Origin of the sequence: Streptomyces colwelliae, from assembly GCF_048158785.1 — a bacterium.
In the GTDB taxonomy this organism is placed as follows: domain Bacteria; phylum Actinomycetota; class Actinomycetes; order Streptomycetales; family Streptomycetaceae; genus Streptomyces.
Genome location: NZ_JBLTJC010000667.1, coordinates 1 through 2,813, shown reverse-complemented (window position 1 = coordinate 2,813; position 2,813 = coordinate 1). Strand labels below are relative to the sequence as shown.

General features: G+C 71.3%; 2 protein-coding genes. One reads left to right on the top strand and one right to left on the bottom strand.

Going from position 1 to position 2,813, the window contains the following annotated elements; translation table 11 throughout:
* The coding region (locus tag ACNFOC_RS52910; protein ID WP_416966102.1) for a cytochrome P450 at positions 1–1,191 on the top strand (1,191 nt) is incomplete at its 5' end.
* Between the two features lie 6 nt (positions 1,192–1,197).
* Here the strand turns inward: ACNFOC_RS52910 and ACNFOC_RS52905 are convergent.
* On the bottom strand, positions 1,198–2,813 hold a 1,616-nt coding region (locus tag ACNFOC_RS52905), incomplete at its 5' end, for a GMC oxidoreductase (protein WP_416966101.1).

Sequence of the window (2,813 nt, the reverse complement as noted above, 5' to 3'; positions counted from 1 at the left end):
GTCACCGCCCCCGCCCTCAACCTCCCGGCGCCCTACGGCAGTTGCCCTTTCTCGCCGCCGCCCGCATACACCGCCACCGCCCGCGAGGCCGCCGTCTCCCGGGCCGTGCTGCCGGACGGCACCGCGTGCTGGCTGGTCACCGGGTACGACGAGGTACGGGCCGTGCTGGCCGACGCCCGGTTCAGCGCGGACGCGCGCACGCCGGGGTTCCCGTTCCTCTCCGCCGGGCAGCGTGAACTGGCCACCGCCAAGCCGAGTTTCATCCGCATGGACGACCCCGAACACGCCCGGCTGCGCCGGATGGTCACCAAGGACTTCCTGGTCAAGCGCATCGAGGAACTGCGCCCCGGCATCCAGGACATCGTCGACCGGGCCGTGGACCGCATGACCGAGGGTCGCACCTCGGCCGACCTGGTGGCGGACTTCGCGCTGCCGGTCCCGTCGCTGGTCATCTGTCTGATGCTCGGGGTGCCGTACGAGGACCACGACCTGTTCCAGTCGCTCAGCCGCACCCTCCTCGACAACCGGACCGCCCGGCCGGAGGCGGAGCGGGCGCACGCGCAACTCATGGGCTACCTGGCGGAGTTGGCGGAACGCAAGCGGCGGGAGCCCGGTGACGACATCCTCAGCCGGCTCGCCGCCCGCGAGGACCTGACCGACCAGGAGACGGCGTCGCTCGGCTTCCTGCTCCTGGTCACCGGGCACGAGTCCACCGCGAACATGACCGCCGTCAGCGTGCTCGCCCTGCTGCGCCGTCCCGACCAGGCCCAACTCCTGCGCGATGACCCGGACTTGGTGCGCGGCGCCGTGGAGGAACTCCTGCGCCACCTCACGATCATCCACCTGGGCCTCGGCCGTGCGGCGACCGAGACGGTGCGGGTGGGCGAGGTGACGATCCCGGCGGGCGAGGGCGTGATCTGCATGCTGTCCACCGCCAACCGCGACGAGCGACTCTTCGGCGCCACACCCGACTTCGACCTCACCCGCGACGCCCGCCGCCATGTCGCCTTCGGCTACGGCATCCACCAGTGCCTGGGCCAGACCCTGGCCCGTGTGGAACTCCAGATCGTCCTCGCGACGCTGCTGCGCCGCTTGCCCGCCCTGCGCCTCGACGTCCCGGCCGACCAACTCACCTACAACCGGGACGCCATCGTGTACGGCCTGCGGGAACTTCCGGTGACCTGGGCCTAGTTCAGGTCAGAACACTCGCCCGACGTCCTGCCGCACGACCGTCCGCATGCTGTGTTCGGCGAGCGCGGCGATCGTCATGGACGGGTTGCAGGCGCCGGTGGAGCCCGGGATGCGGGCGCCGTCCAGGACGTAGAGACCCTTGTGGCCGAGGACGCGGCCGGTGAGGTCGACGGCGTCGCCGAACGGGACACCGCCCAACGAGTGCCAGGTGGACGGGGCTTGGGCGTTGGTGTCGATCATGAGGCCGCCGCCCGCGGTCGCGATGTCCTGCATCTTGCCGGCGATCAGCGTCTGCAACTCGGCGTCCGTGTCCGTCGGCCAGGTGAGGACGGCGTCGTCGGCGGTGGCGTCGTAGGCCCAGGTGCCCGCGCCGTCGACGATGCCGAAGCCGACGACGGTCAGGGCCGTGACGCCGGTCTGCTGGATCGGTGAACCGGCGTGGACGACGGTGAGCGGGATGGCGCTGTTCGGGTCGCGGCCGCCTACGCAGGCCGGGCCGCCCTGCTGGGCGCCGGCGTCGCCGGTCGGGTTGATCCAGGCCCAGATGCGGTCGCCGTTGTTGCCCCACCCGGTGCCGATGGCGTCCGGCAGGTCCGGAATCAGGCCCTTGGCACGGGACTTGACCAGGAGACGGGTGGTGCCGGGCGAGCCCGCGTTGAGGAAGACCGCGTCCGCCGTGATCCGGATCTGCTCCTGGACGGTGCCCGCGGTGTCGATGCGGTCGACGGACAGCACCCACTTCTTGTTCGCGTCCATCGCGAGGTCGCGGACGACGTGGAGGGGCGCCACCTGCACCAGTCCGGTCGACTCCGCCTGCGCGAGATAGGTGACGTCGATGGAGTGCTTGCCGCCGTTGTTGACACCGAAGGCGATGTCGCTGGTGGTGTACGTCGGGTCGTACAGACCCGCCAACTCCCCCCGGACATAGGCCCAGTCGATGGGCAGCGGCACCTTGAACGGGGTCAGGCCCGCCTTCGGCGCGATGTCCTGGAAGAGCCGGGACGACTTGTACGGGTCGGAGGCGAGGACGTCGTAGGGGATGGTGGAGATGCCCAGCATCCGGGAGACGGTGGGGTACGCCCAGAGGTCGAGGTCGTCGTAGAGGCCGGCCGCCTGCGGGATGGACGTGGTGAAGTCGGCCTTCGTGGGTTGCAGGGTCATGCCGTGGTACATGATCGATCCGCCGCCGACGGTCGCTCCGCACATGGCGGTCATGCCGTTTCCGGCGATGGCTTCGATGACGCCGGTGTAGGGGGTCCAGGTCTGGGTGCCGCCGCCGACGATGGCGTGGTCGGTGAGCCAGGCGGAGCGGTTGTCCATGTTCGCGAAGCGGCAGAACGTCGTGGCGTCCGGGCCGGTCGGCCAGCGCCGTCCGCGCTCCAACACCAGGGTGGAGACGCCGGCTTGGGCCAGCCGCAGCGCGGTGACCCCGCCGCCGAAACCGGTGCCGACGACGACGGCCCGTTCGCGGAGTTCGGTGACGGCGGCCCGGGTCGAGGCGGCTGCTACGCGCGGCGGCGACCCACCGTCGGCCAGCCGGCCGACCTGCTCGATGGTGCCGAGCACGCCGGTGCTGGCGGGCACCAGCCCGAGCAGTACGCCGGTGCCGAGCGCGACGGCAC